Raw genomic sequence first — 22,781 nt, forward strand, 5'->3', positions numbered from 1 at the left:
AATCACGGCTTTTTAATTTAGTCTCTGATGAGCTTTTTATATTTAATACGTTTCGGAGTAACATCAATTCCCAAACGTTTTTTCTTGTTCTCTTCATAGTCTGAAAATCCTCCTTCGAAGAAATATACCTGAGAATCTCCTTCAAAGGCAAGAATGTGTGTACAAACACGATCCAGAAACCAACGATCGTGTGAAATGATCACCGCACATCCGGCAAAATTTTCGAGACCTTCTTCTAAAGCACGAAGTGTATTTACATCCAGGTCATTGGTGGGCTCATCCAGCAATAATACATTGCCCTCTTCTTTAAGGGTCATAGCAAGATGCAGACGGTTACGCTCCCCACCTGAAAGGGTTTTAACTTTCTTATTCTGCTCACTACCAGAGAAATTAAATCGACTCAAATAAGCTCTGGAATTCACCTGGCGGCCACCCATCATCACGAGTTCCTGTCCGTCGGAGAAGTTCTCCCAGATAGACTTTTCGGTATCGATATTTTTATGCGTCTGATCCACATAAGCGATCTTCACCGTATCCCCAACTTCGAAGCTTCCCTTATCGGCTTCCACCTCATCCATGATCATTCTGAAAATAGTACTTTTACCGGCTCCGTTAGGACCTATAATACCAACGATACCTGCCTGAGGAAGATTGAAGTTCAGATCTTCATATAATAATTTATCCTCAAATGCCTTTGCCACATGTTTCGCTTCGATCACATTCGTTCCTAAACGCGGACCATTCGGGATATAAATTTCAAGTTTCTCATCCAATTTTTTCTGATCCTCGCTTAATAATTTATCGTAATTGTTCAAACGAGCCTTTTGCTTTGACTGTCTCCCTTTTGGTGCCATTCGAACCCATTCCAATTCACGTTCCAGCGTTTTCTGACGTTTAGAGGCCTGCTTCTGTTCCTGAGCCAAACGCTTGGATTTCTGATCGAGCCAGGAAGAATAGTTTCCTTTCCAGGGAATTCCCTCCCCTCTGTCCAGTTCAAGAATCCATCCGGCAACATTATCAAGAAAATAACGATCGTGAGTTACCGCGATCACTGTTCCTTTATATTGCTGAAGATGTTGTTCCAACCATAATACGGATTCTGCATCCAGGTGGTTGGTAGGCTCATCCAGTAAAAGTATATCCGGCTGTTTCAATAACAATCGGCATAATGCAACTCTACGGCGTTCACCACCGGATAATACACTGATAGGTGTATCCGGTTCTGGCGTACGCAAAGCGTCCATAGCCACTTCCAGTTTGTTATCCAGTTCCCATGCATTTGTCGCATCGATCTTATCCTGAAGTTCAGCCTGACGGTCCATAAGTTTTTGCATTTTATCTGCATCTTCATAAACCTCCGGCAATCCGAACATATCATTGATCTTATTGTATTCATCCAGGATATCTACGATCTCGGAAACCCCTTCTTTGACAATCTCTATAACCGTTTTGGATTCATCAAGCCGAGGTTCCTGAGCCAGATACCCTACAGAATACCCCGGAGAGAAAACCACATCACCCTGATAATTCTTTTCTTCCCCTGCAATGATTCGGAGTAACGTTGATTTACCGGATCCGTTCAAACCCAGGATTCCAATCTTTGCTCCATAAAAGAAACTCAGATAGATATCCTTCAGAACCTGTTTATTGGTATTTGGAAAAGTTTTGGATACTCCCGACATCGAGAATATCACTTTCTTATCATCTGACATACACTTAAATTTAAATTTTAAATTTCAACTTAACGATATTAAACCCTGCCTTTCAGCGCATTAAAAACCCATGCGATGGCAAAAAAACCAATACCTACGGCAGCGAAACCATATCCGGCAACCTCGGTATATCTGAAAGCGCCCATAGCGATCAATCCGATTCCCACTATTATCATAATCCATGTGGCCCAGGCCAACACCGTATTTTTATTCATTCCCATTAGCAGTAATTTTTGTTCAGGCGTATATAAATATTTCTGCCTGCAAATATGCTACAATTTAAGGAAATAATGTCGATTTAATTCCCTGTTGATTTTGTATTTTAGCCCGGAACACCAGTATTTAAAGGTAATGTTAAACAGGGTTCTTTACGGCCGTGTTACCTTTTCGCTGCCATTTATACGAAAACCAGCAAGATGGATATCAATTTCAATAAGAACGAAGACGCCAATAAACTATTAGTATCCGACCTAAAGACCCGATTTGCCAAAGTCAGAAAAGGTGGCGGAGATAAAAGGATCGAAAAACAACATCAGCAAGGAAAATTAACTGCCAGAGAAAGAATCGACTTCCTGCTCGATCAGGGAAGTAAACAGATCGAGATCGGTGCATTTGCCGGAGATGAAATGTATAAGGAGCATGGTGGTTGCCCTTCCGGAGGCGTTGTGGTGGTCATCGGATATATCAAAGGCAGGCAATGTGTAGTGGTCGCGAATGACGCAACGGTAAAGGCAGGTGCCTGGTTCCCGATCACCGGTAAAAAAAATCTTCGAGCTCAGGAAATCGCTATGGAAAACCGGTTGCCTATCATTTACCTGGTTGACAGTGCCGGCGTTTACCTCCCAATGCAGGATGAGATCTTCCCCGATAAAGAGCATTTCGGCCGAATTTTCAGAAACAACGCCCGAATGAGCAGTATGGGAATAACTCAGATCGCTGCAGTAATGGGCAGCTGTGTAGCTGGGGGTGCTTATTTGCCGATTATGAGTGATGAAGCGCTAATCGTCGATAAAACCGGTAGTATCTTTCTGGCTGGTAGCTATCTTGTAAAAGCAGCCATCGGTGAAGTAATCGACAATGAAACACTCGGCGGTGCAACTACTCATTGTGAGATCAGTGGGGTTACCGATTATAAATCTAAAGATGATAAAGATGCGCTGGACACGATCCGAAATATTATCGATAAGATCGGAATGTCTGAGGATGCAGGCTTTAATCGTATAAAACCCACCAAACCTTTAAAAGAGGTTCAGGATGTATACGGAATCCTTCCAAAGAATAGAACCGAACAATATGACATGAAGGAGATCATCGAACGACTGGTCGATAATTCTGAATATGAAGAATACAAAGCAGAGTACGGTCAAACCATCATTACCGCCTATGCCCGTATCGATGGATGGGCCGTAGGAATTGTAGCCAATCAGCGAAAAGTGGTAAAAACCAAAAAAGGAGAAATGCAATTCGGTGGAGTGATCTATTCGGATTCTGCGGATAAAGCCACCCGATTTATTGCGAACTGCAATCAGAAAAAAATTCCCCTGCTTTTTTTACAGGATGTCACCGGCTTTATGGTGGGCAGTAAATCAGAGCACGGTGGAATCATTAAGGATGGCGCAAAGATGGTAAATGCAGTAAGTAACTCGGTCGTTCCAAAATTTACCGTAATTATTGGGAATTCATATGGTGCAGGTAACTATGCGATGTGTGGTAAAGCATATGACCCCAGACTTATTATTGCATGGCCTAGTGCCCAGCTTGCTGTTATGGGAGGCGCTCAGGCAGCCAAAGTTTTACTGCAGATCGAAACTGCTTCTCTAAAGAAAAAAGGTATTGAAATTTCCAAAGAGAAGGAGGAAGAACTATTCAATAGTATCAAGACCAAATACGACGACCAGGTATCTCCTTATTATGCAGCTGCGCGGTTATGGACCGATGCGGTTATCGATCCTGTAGAAACCAGAAAATGGGTCAGTATGGGTATCGAGGCAGCGAACCACGCTCCGATCACTGAACGCTATAATCCAGGGGTAATACAAACCTAGTATTTATAAATGCGTAAAATTCAAGGTTAATATTTTATCAAATCCTTAATTTTAAGTAACTTATACTATTAAATCTTAAAATTATGGGAACTGTAAAAAATCTTAATAAGTGGGCGAATGCTCATACTTATTACCCACTTGATCTTTTGAGAATAGCGCTGGGAGTGTTCCTTTTTATACAGGGAACTAAATTCCTTGCCAACAGCCAATATCTCGTTGATCTGATCAAGCCTATGCAAAATATGGCAGGTTCAATGATGATGATACATTATGTAGCTCCTGCTCACCTGGTAGGTGGAATTCTTATTGCCTTCGGGTTACTAACACGGTGGTCTGTAATTGCACAACTCCCTATTCTACTGGGAGCGGTTATCATAAATTTCACCGGAGAGATGCACACGGGAAATCTCATCATGGCTTCTCTGACACTAGTGGTTTGTATTTTCTTCCTGTTTTATGGAAGTGGCAAGCATTCTGCAGACTATTATTTCAAAATGCAACAGTGAATTCGATTTAAAATAAAAAAGCCGCTCGTGAAAGGCGGCTTTTTTTTATTTATTTTTTTCCGTTGAGTATACTTTCAATAGTACTCGAACGAATCACCTTTGCGTTCTCAGTTTCATCAAAGCTTTCACTGAAAAATATATCCTTCGGCAATTCATATTTATCAAGTGATTTGATTTTTGATATTCTTTCTTCAAAATCCTGTTTCTCAGATTCAGATCCTTCGATCACCAACACCATCTTCTCTCCAAGTTTCTCATCGGGAATACCATAAACAAAATATCTTCGGTTGATATACTCCGCCAACTTATCCTCAATCTGTTCAGGAATCAGTTTAATCCCTCCGGAATTGATCACATTATCATACCTGCCAAGCCAGTCAAAGGCATCCTCTGCCACTAAATGAACGATATCGTTGGTAACAATGGTCTCATTGGAAATATTCGGTGCATCGATGATCAGACAATTGCGTTCATCAACAGAAATCGTAATATTGGGAAGCACTCTGAAATGTGCATTACGCAAGGCTGTGGTACTGCGAAAGTTATTGAGTTGCTTTGCCGCAATATGAGTTACCGTTTCTGTCATTCCATAGGTCTCAAAGGTCAGGGTTTTCCGATCCTGAAGGCCTTCGATCAATTCTTTACTCACTGGAGCCCCTCCAACTATAATCTTTTTGATCTGGTCGAGTTTACCCAGTGAATTCATCACTTGAAGCGGTATCATGGCCGAAAAATCATACTCCCGTGAAATATTCGCTAAAGGATTTAAAGAAGGTTCTATAAGGTCTATTTCGAGCCCGAGGATCATTGCACGAACCAACATCATCTTACCTGCGATGAATCGGGCAGGCAGACAATGTAATGCGCTATCACCGACGGAAATTCCAAAAAAATCACCGGATGCGATGGCAGAATTTACCATATGCTGCTTATGAAGGTCGATCGATTTAGGCTCACCTGTCGAACCTGAAGTCTTAACCCTTACATAATCACCATCATCCAGCCAATCCATAAGAAACTCTCCGATCGACTTTTCAAATGATTTTCCTTCCTTTACAAAACTGTACGCAACCTCTTTAAGGTCTTCTCTGTCATAATAATTTCCGTTAAGACGGAACCTGTTATGAATGTTCTCAAATGTAGGATTCATGACGTAAAGGTACGTCATCCAATGAATTATTAAAAGGAATCTCTTGCTATAAAACCGAATTTTCCTGAGAGGGCGCTACTGCATTTTCTTCTACTGGCGGAATTACCGGCCCTGCAAGTTTGTACTTCCAGTTTGACCAGCGATACTTCTTTGCAAAAATAAGGATCAACAAAGGAAAGACCACAAAAACAGGAACCAACACATCATATCCCATTTCCGGTTTGGAAACATCCTTTAATACCGAAGGAGTTTGAAATGCAGTCCACTGTGCTGTCAACAGTAATGCTGAGATCAGGTTATTTGCCGCATGAAAACCCAACGCCAGTTCTAATCCTTCATCCATCAGCGTAATGATTCCCAGAAAGAAACCTGTACCGATATAATAGACGAGAATACCGTACCCTAGTTTTGCCACCTCCGGATTCCCGATATGCATCATACCAAAAAGTACCGAAGTAAAAATCAGGGGAAACAGTTTACTCTTATAGTTTACCCCGATCCCCTGCATGAGATATCCCCGAAATAGATACTCCTCAAAACTGGTCTGTAATGGTATCAATGCTACTCCGATCAACAGCAACCAAAGAAAGGGTTCTAACTGAAAATTCCAGACATAATCTTCCGGATTCAGATAGTAATCGAGAAAAATCAATCCAGAAGTAATGATCCCCCATAGCGAAAAGGCAAAGAAGATCCTTTTCCAGTCCACTTTTTTTCGGGAAGTGGTAAGACTGCGTATAGATTGCTTATGTATAAACTTAACCCAGAGAAACAAGATTCCCAAGCCGATTGCCAACGGAGCCAGTAATTCTACCAGCACACTGATTTCTCCTCGCTGCGCTATCTGAGTCTCCATCATCGATTCAACGTCAATATTCAATAAAAGAATCGCCAGATAATTGAGTGCCATCAGTCCGAAGAATCCAAGTGGGATAAAAATATATCTCCATACCTCGTGTTTACTTTTAAAAGCTTGTTCTATATACATATATGTTCAGTTAATTCTTTGCAATTTTCTTTAAAACAGAATCAATATTCCAGTTACGTCCGGGATTAATTCTTAAAAAGCCCTCCTGAACCACCAGTGGGGCCTCTATATTATTCGTATATAATCCTCCGGTACCCAACCCTTGTGGCATATCGCTATTCAGCGTATAGGTCCATTGAGCAATGGCATTAAGGCCAATATTACTTTCCAGGGCACTGGTAATCCACCACCCCGCTCCTACCGCTTCAGCGAGTCTGATCCATTCTTCCGAATCGCGGTAGCCTCCTACCAGGGAAGGCTTGAGAATGATATATTGCGGTTTAATCATTTGTAGTAAATCCCGTCGTTTTGTTACAGTTTGCACGCCGATCAGCTCCTCATCTAACGCAACGGGTAAAGGGGTATTAGCACAGACTTTGCACATCAATTCCGGGTTTCCGGCTTTAACAGGCTGTTCGATGGAATGCAGATGATACTTACTCAGTGCCTCCAGCCTGGACATTACGACATCAGCGCCAAAAGCTCCGTTCGCATCTACTCTGATCTCAATGTCGTCAGGAGAGAATTTTTTTCGGATACTACTGATCAGATGCAATTCAGTCTCAAAATCAATGGCACCGATCTTCAGTTTGATGCAATCAAATCCGGAATTGAGCTTTTCACGAATCTGTCGTTCCATAAAATCAGCCTTTCCCATCCATATGAGTCCGTTGATTGGAATCGCTGATTGGCCAGAGGTGAATTCTGAAGGAAAAAGTTGAAAACAATCTATTGATCGAAGTGAAAGAAAGGCCTGTTCCAGGCCGAACCGTATCGAAGGAAACTCTTCTAATTCGTCATATAACTTTTCTTCTCCAAGTTCTATATGCTCACATACCCAGGACAATTTATCTTCATAATCCGGACGGTCATCATAACTCAGGGTACGAAGAATTCCGCATTCACCGATACCGGTTCTTTCCTGATCTTGCAAAATGATGAACCAGGTTTCCTTTTCTGTTAAAATTCCCCGGGAAGTTCCGCTGGCTTGCTTAAACTGAAGTATGTATCGATGGCAGGATGCTTTCATCAAAGTTCGATGTTCTCACCTATTTCCAACAACATTAGATCCTTCCCTTTATCATAAAAGCTTTTCTTTGCTTCTTCATGATCGATCTCGATATATCCAAAGGTATCATAATGATAGCCCAGTACCTTGTCACACTGCACAAAATCTGAAGCGATGATCGCATCCTTAATCCCCATGGTGAAATTATCACCGATCGGTAATACGACAAGATCGAGTTGTGTATGCATCGGTATCAGTTTCATGTCCATTGTAAGGGCAGTATCCCCTGCGATATAAAGGTTCTTATGTTCCCCTTCCAATACAAATCCTCCGGGTTGTCCTCCATAAGTTCCGTCAGGAAAGGAAGAAGAATGGTGGGCGATCACATATTTTAGCATTCCGAATTCAAAATCCCAGCTTCCTCCATGATTCATCGGGTGCGCTTCAAACCCTTTTTGAGAATAATAGGTAGCTATCTCCGCATTTGATATGATCACAGCTCCGGTGTTCTTAGCGATAAGTTCCACATCCGCAATATGGTCGCCATGAGCATGTGTAATCAGAATATAGTCGGCTTTAAGGGAATTCACATCGATATGACCTGCTTTGGGATTGGGTGTGATAAAAGGATCGACAAGTATATGTACATCATTGACAGCTATCCCTAAAGCTGCATGTCCGTAAAAAGTAATTTTCATTATGTGGAAATTTGTGAATTTGTACTACTAAAAGTACAAATTTAACTAAAATTGAACCAGAATCGAACACCTTTTACATCTCTGTCGATCTGAAGTTTTGAACGCAATTGATTAGCAAGCCTATTGATCAGGTTTAACCCCATCGATCCTGTCGACACTGTTTCAAAATCATCCGGAAGTCCTATTCCATCATCGCTATACTCGAAAGCCACATGTTCTCCTTCATCGGTCAGCTTGATCTTAATATGTCCTGATTTAGTCTCTGTAAATGCATATTTAAAGGAATTGGACACCAATTCGTTCAGTATTAATCCAATCGGAATCGCTCGGTCAACATCCAACTGAGTGCCTTTAGCGTCGATGATAATATTTACTTTGGCATCATCCTTTTTATAAACCGATTGAATACTCGCGATGAGAGATTCTATATATTCCTGCATCTCGATTACCGACAAATCTTCATTCTGATAAAGTTTCTGATGTATAAGTGCCATCGCCTTTACCCTGCTCTGCCCCTCTTCCAGGGCATTGATAGCGGCCCTGCTGCGAGTATTTTTTGCCTGCAGGCTAAGCAAACTCGATACCATCTGCAAATTATTCTTCACACGATGATGGATCTCCTTTAGGAGTGAATCTTTTTCGGTAAGCGAATTCTCAATGATACGTTTTTGATTTTCGATCAATCGCTTATTCTTTATACTTTTTACATAAGCGATGATCAATGCGAATACGCAAAGTACGCTGAACACCAAGGCTACGATACTCAGATAGATCGTCTTCTCCCTTTCCAGAATTTCCGACCTGTTTCTTTCAAGATCAAGACGTTGTTGTTCAAGTTTTCTCTTCGTCTGAACATCGATATCGAAAGCGACCAGTTGACCCAGCAATTGTTTCCTCATATCGCTATACTCGATCGAATCTTTGGTCTTCATATAACTGTTCAAAAAGAAAGTCGCTGAATCCGGTTTGTTCTCTTTAAGATATAATTTGGCTTTAATCCTATTGTAATTTACCAAATGCAGGTACGGATTCTTATAGGTCAGGTCAATACTGTCGAGATAGGTTCTGGCCAGTTCCGGACTATTGGTATTCAGATAACATTCTGCAAGATTTGACCAATAATTAACGGTCGCGGTAGAGAATTTACCTTTATCGAATTTTTTACTGGCGGAAATGCCGGCTTCTATATAGGGTATCGCCTCTTCATATTTCCCCTGATCCATTTTACATTTACCCATATTCCCAAGGATACTGCCTTTCAGGTTTACGGCCTTGCGAAATTCCTTTTCAGAAATAACACCTTCCTGCCCTATAAACGTTTCGACGAATTCGAGTCCGGTCACATATTCTTTATATGCACTGTAAACGGAACCATCTTTTCTGAGAAAAGTTCCCTTATCATTATGAAAAACAGCCTTTTCGAGCAACGTGCCTTCGGTTTCCAGTTCATGATATACCATACCATAATCCATCAGTGCGTGACGGTACAAGCCGAGATTGGAATAAATATCATACAACACAACCTGTTCCCCGGAATTCTTTAATTCCTTACGTATCTCCAATTGTTTATTAAAGAACTGTAACGCAGCATATACCTTATCGGCATTATGTAATAATCTGATCTTTACTTTATGATCGAGCTGGGATTTCTTTTGCAGTAATTCTTCGACGAGCAAGGCTGCATTCTCATAATCACCGAGATCATAATAAACAGTTACCATCATCGTTTGGTAGCGTTGTTTATCGTATACATCGGAAGATTGCTCTGAGTCTTTGATCAGATTCCTGATCAATTCCTGCCATCGGTAAGCGGACGCTGTTGCATAGCGGTCACTGTCGGCATAAAAATATTCGAATCGCTGTTCTGCGGTAGTGATGAGCTTGAACTGATGCAACCTGCTGTTCACCTCCTGACTAACCTGCGGATAGAGGGTAAATAGCATAAAGCATATAATTCCAGGCAAAAGGTATTGCCGTGTAAAGTTCAAATATCGCATCTATCGTATTCCTTGTTTATCCGGAATCTATTATTGAAAACCAGAAATTATAGTTAAAAAAGCCTAAATTTTCATTTAGGCTTTTCCCGGATTACATATAATTATGCAATTCATCAGGATGCATTAATTACATGATTAACATCTTAACAGCGGGATAAACATAAATGAATTGCACAAAAGAACTAAATTTATGTTGTATACACCAGTCTTAATGTTGTGAATTGTGTGATTTTGTTCTCCTACAAAATCGTAAACAGATACTTACAATTATGTAAGATAAATTACCCAGAGGTTATAAGGTAATTTTTAAATCAAAAATATAACTGATTCATTTCGAGTATATGCATAAAAAAAAACGAGCCTTAAGGGGTATCCAGAAAACTCGTTTTGGGGCATCATTATGAAACAAGTTGTTAATGCTATCAATCAACTTTTTAATCAACACCTCTAACTTACTGTATTAAACTGAAAGCATCAAACCATTGTTGTGAAAGTACCTACTTCTGTTGTTAAGTCGTTGAGTCCTGTTGAAAAGGAAGAATTCATAGGAATAATCGTAAAAAAAGGATTTGTATTGTACAGGAATTAAAAGTTTGGCGAAGGGTAAGCAGAACCGGTGTGATATAACTCGGTAATTTTGCATCTTTGCAGAAATATATGTGGAAGTATTATGAGAATTGATATCATAACCGTTTTACCTGAATTGATGAAAAGTCCTTTCGAAGCTTCGATATTACAGCGAGCGATCACTAAAGGTCATGTGGAAGTTCATTTTCATAATCTCCGTGATTATGCTTCGAATGCCTATAAGACTGTTGATGATTATCAATTCGGAGGTGGTGCTGGCATGGTCATGATGATCGAGCCCATCGATAAGTGTATCTCCGACTTAAAATCTGAACGGGATTACGATGAGATCATCTATATGACTCCTGATGGTGAAACTCTGAAACAAGGTATTGCCAATGAATTATCACTCAAGGATAACATCATAATTCTATGCGGTCATTATAAAGGTGTAGACCAACGGGTCAGAGATATGTTCGTTACACGAGAAATATCGATTGGAGATTATGTACTATCCGGAGGTGAACTGGGTGCTGCTGTTTTATGTGATGCGGTGATCCGATTGATTCCCGGGGTTCTAAATGATGAAACTTCTGCCCTCACCGATTCTTTCCAGGACAACCTTCTTGCACCACCGGTCTATACAAGGCCGGCAGAATATAAAGGAGCGAAAGTACCTGACATTTTGCTAAGCGGGAACTTTGCCAAAATCGAAAAATGGCGTGAAGACCAGGCCTTTGAAAGAACAAAATTGAGAAGACCTGACTTGCTAGATGAATAAATTTCAGATAATTATTGTAAATTATTAAGAAATAATTATTTTTGCACTCAATTTCAGATTAACCTCTGGCGAGAATCGTGAATGTTGATTTGATGGAATCTAATTTTAATAGCAAAATGGAAGCTTTAGTAAAATTTGTTCAGGACGAATTTATCACAAAAAATGAATTTCCTGAATTTTCCGCTGGAGATACGATCACCGTTTATTACGAAATTAAAGAGGGTGAAAAAACTCGTACTCAGTTTTTTAGAGGGGTTGTAATTCAAAGAAGAGGTACAGGTGCTTCTGAGACATTCACAATCAGAAAAATGTCAGGTACTGTAGGTGTAGAAAGAATCTTCCCTATAAACATGCCTGCATTACAGAAAATAGAGATCAACAAACGCGGTAAAGTGCGTAGAGCAAGAATTTTCTACTTCAGAGGACTTACCGGGAAAAAAGCGAGAATCAAAGAGTTTCGAAAATAAACCGCTTTTTAAAGGAAATATATCAGAAGCCCGTCGGAATCGACGGGCTTTTTTATTTATCAACAATTGTTCATAACCAATGTGCATAAACTGTTGATTATTAATATGTTAAATTTTTAGCTTACCGGTATTAATTTAGTATCTTTGGTATTACACTTTAAAGAAGTTCTTTACATTAATAATTACTTTAATTAAGCCTCGAAGAATAACTGCTACTTTCCGTAGTAAAGGATTCAACAGGAAGTTTGAATCAGACACTTAAAACGTGTAGGGTCAGTGCCGAAATTTTCATTTTCGATAGAAAAAGATCAAAGTAGGAAATTAAAAGTAATTGGAAACATCAGAGTTAGGTCTCAGTGAAGTATTGAGAAAACTCACCATAAGATGTTTCATTTTGGAAATACAACTATTAAGTTGGATTGGTTTTAATCAAGGATTAAAAAAATTTAATAACGTATTTCCGAGAAAGCCATATCATAACATTTATTGTAATGATATGGCTTTTATTTTTTATAACACTTTTACCGACATTTGAGAACTATTATATTACCCAAAAATCTTATTAAATCGTATATTTGCCAAGTTTAACTAAAAAATAGTTCCCTTTATAAATGTCACAAAATCCAAAAATTTTTTATACGAAAACCGATGAAGCCCCTGCATTGGCTACTTACTCATGGTTATCCATTGTAAAGGCTTATATCGCTTCTTCCAAAATTGATATTGAAACAAAAGACATCTCGTTAGCCGCCAGGATCCTGGCTGTATTTCCAGACAAGTTAAATCCGGAGCAAATCGTTCCTAACGATCTTAAAGAACTCGGAGAGCTTGCTAAAAAACCTGAGGCTAATATTATTAAACTTCCAAATATCAGTGCATCCATCCCTCAGCTGGAAGATGCTATTGAAGAATTGCAGTCAAAAGGTTTTCCGCTGCCAGATTATCCCCACGAACCAAAAACTGATGATGAAAAGGACATAAAAGCCCGATACGACAGTGTAAAAGGTAGTGCGGTGAATCCGGTGCTTCGTGAAGGTAACTCTGACCGACGCGCTCCTAAAGCAGTAAAAAATTACGCCAAAAAGAATCCTCATTCCATGGGTGAATGGAAATCAGATTCCAAATCTCATGTGGCGACTATGGATCATGGTGATTTCTGTCATACTGAAAAATCAGTTACCGTTGATAAAGCTCAACAGGTAGATATCGTCTTCCAAAAGGAAGATGGTAGCAGTGAAATCCTGAAAAAAAATATCGCTCTACTGGATGGTGAAGTTATCGATGCTTCTGTGATGAGCAAAAAAGCGCTGATCGAATTTCTGGATGCTCAGGTGAAGGATGCCAAAGAACAGAACATTCTTTTCTCCATTCATATGAAAGCTACCATGATGAAGGTTTCCGATCCTATCATCTTCGGTTATGCCGTTAAAACTTATTTCAAAGAACTCTTTGAAAAATATGCTGCAGATTTCAATGCCCTTAAGGTAAATCCTAATAATGGACTTGGTGATCTGCTGGAAAAGGTACAATCACTTCCGGAAGCTAAAAAGAATGAAATTCTTGCTGATCTTCATGCGTTGATTGAAAAGAAACCTGATCTGGCTATGGTAAATTCCGACAAAGGAATAACCAACCTCCATGTTCCCAGTGATGTGATCATCGACGCCTCTATGCCTGCCATGATCAGAAATTCAGGTCAAATGTGGAACGCAGAAGGTAAGAGTCAGGATACAAAAGCAGTAATACCAGACAGTAGCTACTCAGGAGTTTATGAGGCAACGATCGAGTTCTGCAAGACGCATGGTGCTTTTGACCCTACCACCATGGGAACAGTACCGAATATCGGACTGATGGCGCAAAAAGCTGAAGAATACGGTTCCCACGATAAGACATTTGAAATATCAGGAAACGGATCTGTACAGGTTATCTCCGATAATGGAACCGTACTAATCGAGCATAAAGTAGAGGATGGTGACATCTGGAGAATGTGCCAGGTAAAGGATCTGCCTGTTCAGGATTGGATCAAATTAGCTGTAAACAGAGCTAAAGAAACCGGAATTCCGGCGGTATTCTGGCTTGATAAGAATCGTGCACATGATGCCGAACTGATCAAAAAAGTAAATAAATATTTGCCACAGTACGACACTACAGGTGCTGATATTAAGATCATGTCACCTGTTGATGCAACGAAATATACCCTTGAACGTATCAAGGACGGACTCGACACTATTTCTGTTACCGGAAATGTATTGAGAGATTACCTGACTGACCTCTTCCCTATTCTTGAAGTTGGTACCAGTGCAAAAATGCTATCTATCGTTCCATTGATGAACGGTGGAGGTTTGTTCGAAACCGGTGCTGGTGGATCAGCACCTAAACACGTTGAACAATTCCTGGAAGAAGGACACCTAAGATGGGATTCTCTTGGAGAATTTCTTGCATTAGCGGTTTCTCTTGAACATTTTGGTAAAACCAATAACAATCCGAAAGCGATCGTTTTGGCTGAAACCCTTGATGAAGCAACCGGGAAATTCCTGGAAAATGACAAATCTCCTTCTCGTAAGGTAGGTGAACTCGATACAAGGGGAAGTCATTTCTATCTCGGACTTTATTGGTCACAGGCTCTTGCGTCTCAGGACAAGGATCAGGAACTGAAAAAGACGTTCACTCCTATTGCTGAACAACTCACTGCGAAAGAAGAAACGATTGTTTCTGAACTCAATGGAGCACAGGGTCACCCTGAAAATATCGGTGGATATTATCTGCCAGATCCGGCTCTGACCTCTAAGGCTATGAGACCGAGTACTACCTTTAATTCTATTTTAGCTGAACTAGGCTAATATTTTGATAAACAATTACTTAAAAAAGACTGTCGATCCCGGCAGTCTTTTTTATTTTAGCTTTATGAACTAGAGAATTCTACCTAACTTTAAGGAAATTTTTCCTTGTATGGTTCAACGATTTAAAGCGCTAACGCTTCTTTTCCTCGTCTTCCTCACCGGAATATTGCATGCGCAGCAATCATTCACGCTGAGTGGAAAGGTATGGGAAGCTAAAAGTAATGAATCCGTTATTGGGGCCAATATTATCATCAAAGAATTACAAACCGGTACTTCCACCAACGAATACGGTTTTTACTCCATCACGCTCCCCAAGGGAACATACACCCTCATTTTTAGCTCCCTCGGATACAAGAATAGCGTTCAAACTGTCGATCTTAATTCGAACATGAAACTTAATATGCCCCTGGAAGAGGATACCGAAGAGCTTGAAGCTGTGGAAATCTCAGGCACGAATACCAATCTGGACATACGCTCCCCACAAATGAGTGTAAATACAATGACCGTAAAAAGTATTAAACAGATTCCAGTGGTTCTGGGTGAAGCCGATGTAATCAAATCCTTACTCCTGTTACCAGGAGTTTCTTCGGGAGGTGAAGCTTCTTCAGGTTTCAATGTCAGAGGAGGTGCGGCAGACCAAAACCTGATTCTGCTGGATGAAGCCAATATCTTTAACTCTTCGCACTTGTTCGGCCTTTACTCGGTATTTAACCCCGACGCGATAAAAGATGTAAAACTCTACAAAGGCGGTATTCCTGCCCGGTATGGAGGTAGGGTCTCTTCTGTTCTGGACATCTATCAGAAGGAAGGGAATACCCGTGAATTTCATATGAATGGTGGAATCGGGGCCGTAGCCAGCAGAATTCTAATGGAGGGCCCGATCATTAAAGACCGAACTTCCTTCCTTATCGGAGGACGAGCCTCTTATGTACACCTTTTGCTACCACTTTTCGATGTAGATAATTCCGCAAATTTCTATGATCTTAATGCAAAGATCAGTCATCGTATCAATGAGAACAATAATATCTATTTTTCGGGGTATTTTGGCAGAGACAAGTTCAAGGTCAACGAGAGTTTTGTAAACACCTATGGCAATGCGGTTTTGAATTTCCGATGGAATCACTTGTTTTCGGACCGGTTATTCTCCAATTTTTCACTGATCTATTCTGATTATGATTATGGACTCAAACTTGATTTCGTAGGCTTCAACTGGAAGTCAGGTATTCAGAATATGAATCTCAAATATGATTTGAAACATTACCTTACTCAAAATCTACAAGTCAATTACGGAGTTAATAACATCTATTATATCTTCAATCCGGGTAAGATCACTCCTACCGGTTCCGGTTCCGGCATCATCGAGGATCAACTGGTTAAGAAATATGCCAATGAGCTCGCGGTTTATATCGATATCGAGCATGAAGTAACTAAAAATCTCACCTTACAATACGGGCTACGTTATAGTCATTTTACCAGATTAGGCCAGGATGAGATCTCAGTTTATGAAGACAATAACCCGGTATTTTATAACCCCCTACTTCAGATCTATCAACAATCTCTACCTATCGAAACGAGGTATCCCGGACGTGGAAAATCACTTGCTACGTATGATAACTTTGAACCAAGATTTTCATTTTCCTTATTGTTAAATGAATTCTCTTCCATAAAGGGTAGCTATACCAGGCTCGCACAATACCTCCATCTGTTATCGAATACAAGTTCTCCTACGCCTTTGGATGTATGGACTCCCAGTGGTCCGTTTATAAAACCTCAATTAATGGATCAGTTTGCGTTCGGATATTTCAGGGAGATAAATAATTCTCCGTATACAATTGAATCGGAGGTTTATTATAAAAAACTAAAAAACAGGATCGACTATATAGATGGTGCACAACTGATCGCTAATGAATACATCGAACGCAGCATTCTAAATGGTCGTGCCAGAGCTTATGGTTTAGAATTCATGCTTAAAAAGAACGAAGGTAAATTCACAGGCTGGCTCTCTTATACACTTTCAAAATCTGAACAGCAAACTCCCGGAAGAGGAACCGTAACCTATAATGGTTATACGGCAGAAGAAACCGGAATAAACAATGGAGAATGGTATAATACCCCCTATGACAAAACTCATGATATTGCGTTTTTCGGAAACTATCAATGGAATGAAAAATGGACCTTAAACGGTAATTTCATCTTTCAAACAGGACAACCCACGAATTATCCTATAGGTCAATTCGAATTCGAAGGACTGGTAGTCCCCTATTATGGGATCAGAAATCAGGAAAGACTACCCACTTATCATCGTCTGGATATTTCGGTAATATACAAACCAAAACATCGTCCAGACAAGAAATGGGAGTCGGAATGGGTTTTCAGTATTTATAATGTCTATAATCGCAGAAATGCCGCTTCCATTAATTTCAGACGAAGTGATGAAGGAAATAATGAAGCAGTCAGGATTGCCATTTTTGGAATTGTTCCTTCCATCACCTATAATTTTAAATTTTAGCGCATGAAGAATTTTTTCCTGATCATAATCGTTGTATTGAGCTTCATCTCTTGTGAGGATGTAGTAGAGATCGATCTTCCGGAGAACCAAGAGCGACTGGTGGTTGATGCATTACTTCGTGTCTATGACAGTTTACCTGGGAAGGAAATGGAAATCCGGACTACTTTATCCAGTAATTTTTATGATTCCAATCCGGCTGCGGAAGTAGATCTGCTGTCTATTACTAATATCGATACTGATGAATCGATAGATTTTTCACCAAGATCAGGCGATCCGGGTGTATATACCGCGTATATCCCTAATGAATTTCTGGTAGATGCAACCTTACTTCTACTTATAGAATACGATGGTAAGACTTTTGTTTCGCTAGCCAATTATATTCCTGCAGTACCTATCAACAGTGTGGTTCAGGGCGATGGTAAATTATTCAGCGATGATGATACAGAAATCATTATCAATTTTACGGATGATGGAAACAGGGATGATTATTATCTTTTCGATTTTGATCTCAACGAATACATACTCTCTGAAGACTCCTATTATCAGGGAGAAGAATTTGAATTTTCATTTTTTCATGAAGATGTTCGTCCGGGCGATATACTTACGATAACACTTATGGGTGTTGATCTGGAATTTGTGAATTATATGAATCAGGTATTGAGCCAATCAGGAGCCCAGGGTCAGGGACCATTTCAAACCCCAGTTTCAGCGATTCGTGGAAATATCATCAACATTTCAGGATACGACAGCGTTGACAACATCGAAGATGCCATCATAACAGATGGATACGCATTGGGATACTTCGCAGTGGTACAGGCCTACAGTAAAACCATCAATATCCATTGACGATCTCTTTGTTCTCGGATCGTTCAACTCGAAATAATTGAGTAATTTTGGCTTATGAATTTTGACAAAATAACTGAAGAATCATCGCACTACGACCATCTGGAGCAGATGAGCGTTGAAGAGATCCTCCTCAATATCAACAAAGAAGATCAAACCGTACCACAAGCGGTAAATAAAGCACTTCCGCAGATCCGGAATCTTACCAAGATTACTATAGATCAGCTTTCTAAAGGTGGGCGTCTATTCTATATCGGTGCCGGTACCAGCGGCAGGTTAGGTATCGTTGATGCCTCGGAATGCCCGCCAACCTTCGGAGTACCTCATGAACTGGTCACAGGAATCATGGCTGGTGGTGACATGGCGATCCGCAAAGCTGTAGAATTTGCCGAAGATAGTTTGACTCAGGGTTGGGACGATCTGCAAACGCACGGTATTTCAGAAAACGATGTTGTTATTGGTATTGCAGCCTCTGGTACTACACCCTATGTGATCAGTGCCCTTGAAAAATGTAATGAAGAAGGAATCGCTACCGGATGTATCTGTTGCAATGCCGGAAGTCCGCTGGCAAAAACCGCAAAATTCCCTGTTGAAGTGGTTGTAGGCCCTGAATTTGTGACCGGTAGCTCAAGAATGAAAGCTGGTACTGCGCAAAAATTGGTTTTAAATATGATCTCTACCGCTACTATGATCAGACTTGGAAGAGTTAAGGGCAATAAAATGGTCGATATGCAATTAAGCAATAATAAACTGGTAGACCGAGGTGTAAGAATGATCATGGATGAAACGGGAACTGACCGCCAAACAGCGGAAGCCCTGTTAAACCAACATAAAAATGTAAGACAAGCCATAAAAGCTTACCATGAAGGAAACGAATAAAGCATTATTCTTTAAGAGTCTGAAATTCTTCTCATACACCCTGGTACTGATGTTTGCAGCACCAGTATTGATTTATGAAGCCTTTAAAAATCAAGGCCATCCTTTTTACTGGCCTGTATTAATCCTCGGACTACTGACTGCCGTAGCTGCGATCGGTATGGGATTTTACAGTATCCGACTTATCATCCGATCGATATTTGAGAAATAAATTATAAGCTATTACTTGTTACTTAGTAAACAGTAATGCAGTAAGCTATAAGTTGTTTTCCGTTTTCCGTTTACTGCTTTCTAACTTCCGGCATTGATTTTAATTGAGAATTCTGGATTATGAATTAAGGATTAAGCAATTCTCAATTTTCCGTTTCGTTGTAATGTGTCACCTTGTAACGCGTAACGTGTAACATTTCGCGTGCTAACGCTATACAAACAAAAAACCCTCATCAATAACTGATGAGGGTTTTCAAAGAAGGCAGTGACCTACTCTCCCACTTTCGTAGTACCATCGGCGCTGACGGGCTTAACTGCTCTGTTCGGAATGGGAAGAGGTGAGCCCCGTCGCAATAACCACCTTAAGTCTTCGCTAAAGCTACGACGTACAAGGTTTTAATTCTTTCCTGTAGGGTCGTTTATTTAGCCGGATCAGGCGTATGCTGATCCTAATAAGTTAACATATTGAGATAAAAAATAAAGAGCTGTTTTGGTAATAAAGTATAGATTCATTTAGTAAAAAGAGTGTGCGCCCCCTGCCCTTTTGCAAAGCAGGGGACTGACGTACATAAGCCTACGGGTTATTAGTACTACTCGGCTATGACATTACTGCCTTTACACCTGTAGCCTATCAACGTGATCGTCTCTCACGACCCTTTAAAGAAATCTCATCTTGTGGCGGGTTTCGCGCTTATATGCTTTCAGCGCTTATCCCTTCCCAACATAGCTACGCTGCAATGCCCTTGGCAGAACAACAGCCACACCAGAGGTTGGTCCAACTCGGTCCTCTCGTACTAGAGTCAGAGCCACTCAAATTTCTAACGCCCACAGTAGATAGAGACCGAACTGTCTCACGACGTTCTGAACCCAGCTCGCGTGCCACTTTAATGGGCGAACAGCCCAACCCTTGGGACCTTCTCCAGCCCCAGGATGTGACGAGCCGACATCGAGGTGCCAAACCCCCCCGTCGATGTGAGCTCTTGGGGGAGATCAGCCTGTTATCCCCGGCGTACCTTTTATCCTTTGAGCGATGGCCCTTCCATACGGAACCACCGGATCACTATGCTCTACTTTCGTACCTGATCGACTTGTAGGTCTCTCAGTCAAGCTCCCTTATGCCATTGCACTCTACGCACGGTTACCAAGCGTGCTGAGGGAACCTTTAGAAGCCTCCGTTACTCTTTTGGAGGCGACCACCCCAGTCAAACTACCCACCACGCACTGTCCTCCTCGCGGAGTTAGGCTTCAGATAAGTAAAGGGTGGTATTTCAACAATGACTCCACAACACCTGGCGATGCCGCTTCAAAGTCTCCCACCTATCCTACACATCACTTATCCAAAGTCAATACGAAGCTATAGTAAAGGTGCACGGGGTCTTTTCGTCCCACTGCGGGTAATCGGCATCTTCACCGATACTACAATTTCACCGAGCTCATGGCCGAGACAGTGTCCAGATCGTTACACCATTCGTGCAGGTCGGAACTTACCCGACAAGGAATTTCGCTACCTTAGGACCGTTATAGTTACGGCCGCCGTTTACTGGGGCTTCAGTTCAATGCTTCGCCGAAGCTAACATCTCCCCTTAACCTTCCAGCACCGGGCAGGTGTCAGGCCCTATACATCATCTTTCGATTTAGCAGAGCCCTGTGTTTTTGATAAACAGTCGCCTGGACCTTTTCACTGCGGCCCTCCCGGAGGAGGGCGACCTTTCTCCCGAAGTTACAGGTCTATTTTGCCTAGTTCCTTAGCCATGAATCTCTCGAGCGCCTTAGAATACTCATCCCAACCACCTGTGTCGGTTTACGGTACAGGCTGCATATATCGCTTTTCTTGGAAGTCGCGCCGCTGGATTATCACCGCAGCCGTAGCTTTAGTGTACTATCGAGGTGTTACCACACTCTTCAACGTACTATTCCGTCAGTACGCACCAACATTACGCCTCCGTCACTTTTATCTATATGCAGGTACAGGAATATTAACCTGTTGTCCATCCACTACCCCCTTCGGGTTCGCGTTAGGCCCTGACTAACCCTCAGCTGATTAGCATAGCTGAGGAAACCTTGGTTTTTCGGCGTGCGGGTTTCTCGCCCGCATTATCGTTACTTATGCCTACATTTTCTTTTCTATGCGTTCCAGCAAACCTCACAGTTCACCTTCTACACCCATAGAATGCTCCCCTACCACTTCTTTACAGAAATCCATAGCTTCGGTGGTATACTTATGCCCGATTATTATCCATGCTCGATCGCTCGACTAGTGAGCTGTTACGCACTCTTTAAATGAATGGCTGCTTCCAAGCCAACATCCTAGCTGTCTAAGCAATCAAACCGCGTTTTTTCAACTTAGTATACACTTGGGGACCTTAGCTGATGGTCCGGGTTCTTTCCCTCTCGGACATGGACCTTAGCACCCATGCCCTCACTGCTTTACATCATTTTATAGCATTCGGAGTTTGTCAGGAATTGGTAGGCGGTGAAGCCCCCGCATCCAATCAGTAGCTCTACCTCTATAAAACTAATAAAACGCTGCACCTAAATGCATTTCGGGGAGTACGAGCTATTTCCGAGTTTGATTGGCCTTTCACCCCTACCCACAGGTCATCCGAAGACTTTTCAACGTCAACCGGTTCGGGCCTCCACTATGTGTTACCACAGCTTCACCCTGCCCATGGGTAGATCACACGGTTTCGCGTCTACCACTACTAACTATAGCGCCCTATTCAGACTCGCTTTCGCTACGGCTCCGTGACTGAATCACTTAACCTTGCTAGCAACGGTAACTCGTAGGCTCATTATGCAAAAGGCACGCCGTCACCCCAATGGGGCTCCGACCGCTTGTAAGCGTATGGTTTCAGGATCTATTTCACTCCCTTATTCAGGGTACTTTTCACCTTTCCCTCACGGTACTATTTCACTATCGGTCTCTCAGGAGTATTTAGCCTTAGCGGATGGTCCCGCCAGATTCACACAGGGTTCCACGTGCCCCGCGCTACTCAGGATACCACTACAAATAACCGCCATTACCTATACGGGACTATCACCCTCTATGGTTGCGCTTTCCAACGCATTCTAATTCTGTTGGCATTCGATATCGTGGTCCTACTACCCCAGTATTGCCGTAACAACACTGGTTTGGGCTAATCCGATTTCGCTCGCCACTACTCTCGGAATCACTGTTGTTTTCTCTTCCTCCGCCTACTTAGATGTTTCAGTTCAGCGGGTTTGCCCATCTTACGATGTGACTGGCCTTCAACCAGCCGGGTTGCCCCATTCGGAGATCTGCGGATTAACACTCATGTGCAGCTCCCCGCAGCTTTTCGCAGCTTATCACGTCCTTCTTCGCCTCTGAGAGCCCAGGCATCCCCCATACGCCCTTATTTAGCTTATTGTACTTTTTGCTCTTTTATATTCTAAACGTATAGTATTGCATACTCGTGCAAGTATTACAATACCTAGATTCTTACTTTTTTTACTTTTGTTTGCCGTTATTATATATACATACAATAACAACAAGCTTCTCGTATCTCTTTATCTCAATATGTCA

At 41.4% G+C, this 22,781-nt stretch carries 16 protein-coding genes and 2 rRNA genes; 9 read left to right on the forward strand and 9 right to left on the reverse strand.

The window, feature by feature from the left end; translation table 11 throughout:
- Positions 1 to 17: 17 nt before the first annotated feature.
- Positions 18 to 1,712: an energy-dependent translational throttle protein EttA gene (gene ettA, locus DMZ48_RS06500; RefSeq protein WP_143954302.1), complete on the reverse strand. Its 1,695-nt coding sequence runs from the start codon at positions 1,710 to 1,712 to the stop codon at positions 18 to 20.
- Between the two features lie 38 nt (positions 1,713 to 1,750).
- Positions 1,751 to 1,927 (reverse strand): CAL67264 family membrane protein, encoded by a 177-nt coding sequence (locus DMZ48_RS06505; RefSeq protein ID WP_242009141.1) that lies wholly within the window; start codon positions 1,925 to 1,927, stop codon positions 1,751 to 1,753.
- Between the two features lie 201 nt (positions 1,928 to 2,128).
- Between DMZ48_RS06505 and DMZ48_RS06510 the strand changes: the two genes are divergently transcribed.
- Together DMZ48_RS06510 and DMZ48_RS06515 are read left to right on the forward strand one after the other, a co-directional pair.
- Positions 2,129 to 3,757 (forward strand): acyl-CoA carboxylase subunit beta, encoded by a 1,629-nt coding sequence (locus tag DMZ48_RS06510; RefSeq protein WP_143954304.1) that lies wholly within the window; start codon positions 2,129 to 2,131, stop codon positions 3,755 to 3,757.
- A gap of 83 nt (positions 3,758 to 3,840) precedes the next feature.
- Positions 3,841 to 4,263, forward strand: coding sequence for a DoxX family protein (locus DMZ48_RS06515; RefSeq protein WP_143954305.1), 423 nt, complete (start codon positions 3,841 to 3,843; stop codon positions 4,261 to 4,263).
- 49 nt (positions 4,264 to 4,312) lie between these two features.
- Here the strand turns inward: DMZ48_RS06515 and DMZ48_RS06520 are convergent, their stop codons facing one another.
- The 5 genes from DMZ48_RS06520 to DMZ48_RS06540 are packed head-to-tail and all read right to left on the reverse strand — an operon-like array spanning position 4,313 to position 10,090.
- Entirely contained in the window at positions 4,313 to 5,413 is a 1,101-nt protein-coding gene (locus DMZ48_RS06520) for an AMP-binding protein (protein WP_143954306.1), read from the reverse strand.
- 46 nt (positions 5,414 to 5,459) lie between these two features.
- Positions 5,460 to 6,401 carry a CPBP family intramembrane glutamic endopeptidase gene (locus DMZ48_RS06525; protein ID WP_143954307.1) on the reverse strand — a complete coding sequence of 314 codons (942 nt, stop codon included), beginning with the start codon at positions 6,399 to 6,401 and terminating at the stop codon, positions 5,460 to 5,462.
- A 10-nt stretch (positions 6,402 to 6,411) separates the two neighbouring features.
- Entirely contained in the window at positions 6,412 to 7,470 is a 1,059-nt protein-coding gene (locus tag DMZ48_RS06530) for an o-succinylbenzoate synthase (RefSeq protein ID WP_143954308.1), read from the reverse strand.
- Positions 7,470 to 8,147, reverse strand: a complete 678-nt coding sequence (locus DMZ48_RS06535) for a metal-dependent hydrolase (protein WP_143954309.1) — start codon at positions 8,145 to 8,147, stop codon at positions 7,470 to 7,472. Before DMZ48_RS06535 ends, DMZ48_RS06530 begins: the two co-directional genes overlap by 1 nt.
- A 41-nt stretch (positions 8,148 to 8,188) precedes the next feature.
- Positions 8,189 to 10,090: a histidine kinase dimerization/phosphoacceptor domain -containing protein gene (locus DMZ48_RS06540; RefSeq protein ID WP_162558674.1), complete on the reverse strand. Its 1,902-nt coding sequence runs from the start codon at positions 10,088 to 10,090 to the stop codon at positions 8,189 to 8,191.
- Positions 10,091 to 10,814: 724 nt separating this feature from the next.
- On the opposite strand from DMZ48_RS06540, the gene trmD reads away from it, so the two are divergent.
- From trmD to DMZ48_RS06575, 7 genes are all read left to right on the forward strand, one after another.
- Complete coding sequence (gene trmD, locus DMZ48_RS06545; protein ID WP_143954311.1) at positions 10,815 to 11,492, forward strand: tRNA (guanosine(37)-N1)-methyltransferase TrmD; 678 nt, start codon at positions 10,815 to 10,817, stop codon at positions 11,490 to 11,492.
- Positions 11,493 to 11,608: 116 nt separating this feature from the next.
- Positions 11,609 to 11,959 carry a 50S ribosomal protein L19 gene (rplS, locus tag DMZ48_RS06550; protein ID WP_143954312.1) on the forward strand — a complete coding sequence of 117 codons (351 nt, stop codon included), beginning with the start codon at positions 11,609 to 11,611 and terminating at the stop codon, positions 11,957 to 11,959.
- Positions 11,960 to 12,570: 611 nt separating this feature from the next.
- Complete coding sequence (locus DMZ48_RS06555) at positions 12,571 to 14,799, forward strand: NADP-dependent isocitrate dehydrogenase (protein WP_143954313.1); 2,229 nt, start codon at positions 12,571 to 12,573, stop codon at positions 14,797 to 14,799.
- 109 nt (positions 14,800 to 14,908) lie between these two features.
- Entirely contained in the window at positions 14,909 to 17,308 is a 2,400-nt protein-coding gene (locus DMZ48_RS06560; RefSeq protein WP_143954314.1) for a TonB-dependent receptor, read from the forward strand.
- A 3-nt stretch (positions 17,309 to 17,311) separates the two neighbouring features.
- The gene (locus DMZ48_RS06565; protein WP_143954315.1) at positions 17,312 to 18,154 is read left to right on the forward strand and encodes a DUF4249 family protein; all 843 of its coding nucleotides are present in this window, start codon (positions 17,312 to 17,314) and stop codon (positions 18,152 to 18,154) included.
- A gap of 54 nt (positions 18,155 to 18,208) precedes the next feature.
- The gene (gene murQ / locus DMZ48_RS06570) at positions 18,209 to 19,030 is read left to right on the forward strand and encodes an N-acetylmuramic acid 6-phosphate etherase (RefSeq protein ID WP_143954316.1); all 822 of its coding nucleotides are present in this window, start codon (positions 18,209 to 18,211) and stop codon (positions 19,028 to 19,030) included.
- The gene (locus DMZ48_RS06575; RefSeq protein WP_143954317.1) at positions 19,014 to 19,238 is read left to right on the forward strand and encodes a DUF6095 family protein; all 225 of its coding nucleotides are present in this window, start codon (positions 19,014 to 19,016) and stop codon (positions 19,236 to 19,238) included. Before murQ ends, DMZ48_RS06575 begins: the two co-directional genes overlap by 17 nt.
- Before the next feature lie 256 nt (positions 19,239 to 19,494).
- Here the strand turns inward: DMZ48_RS06575 and rrf are convergent.
- Together rrf and DMZ48_RS06585 are read right to left on the reverse strand one after the other, a co-directional pair.
- Positions 19,495 to 19,602: ribosomal RNA gene (gene rrf, locus DMZ48_RS06580) — 5S ribosomal RNA — on the reverse strand.
- A gap of 199 nt (positions 19,603 to 19,801) precedes the next feature.
- Positions 19,802 to 22,626, reverse strand: a 23S ribosomal RNA gene (locus tag DMZ48_RS06585).
- Between the last annotated feature and the right edge of the window lie 155 nt (positions 22,627 to 22,781).

It is taken from the genome of Robertkochia solimangrovi, assembly GCF_007279655.1.
In the GTDB taxonomy this organism is placed as follows: Bacteria; Bacteroidota; Bacteroidia; order Flavobacteriales; family Flavobacteriaceae; genus Robertkochia; species Robertkochia solimangrovi.